This window comes from Winogradskyella alexanderae, assembly GCF_020166335.1.
GTDB classification, from domain to species: Bacteria; Bacteroidota; Bacteroidia; order Flavobacteriales; family Flavobacteriaceae; genus Winogradskyella; species Winogradskyella alexanderae.
On record NZ_JAIUJR010000044.1, the window covers coordinates 1 to 383 of the forward strand.

The following is a 383-nucleotide window of genomic DNA, read 5'->3' on the forward strand; positions in this document are numbered from 1 at the left end:
TCTACCACGGTAATCGTTTGGTCAGCAGATACGCTGTTGCCACACTCATCCGTTACGGTCCAGGTTCTAACAATAGTTTTTGTATTTCCACAAGCAGCAGTCTCCACATCAGACTCTGTAATAGTTACCGTACCACAAGTATCTGCACCAGTAGCAACACCAGTATTAGCAGACGACTCATCCTCGGTACACTCTATAGTCACATCGGCAGGGACGTTGATCGTTGGATCGGTAGTATCTACCACGGTAATCGTTTGGTCAGCAGATACGCTGTTGCCACACTCATCTGTTACGGTCCAAGTTCTAACAATAGTTTTTGTATTTCCACAAGCAGCAGTCTCAACATCAGACTCTGTAATAGTTACCGTACCACAAGTATCCGC

The 383-nt window shown here is 45.7% G+C and carries 1 protein-coding gene; it reads right to left on the reverse strand.

All coding sequences use genetic code 11. From position 1 onward, the window contains the following. On the reverse strand, positions 1 to 383 hold a 383-nt coding region (locus LBU54_RS15305), incomplete at both ends, for an HYR-like domain-containing protein (protein ID WP_449667021.1).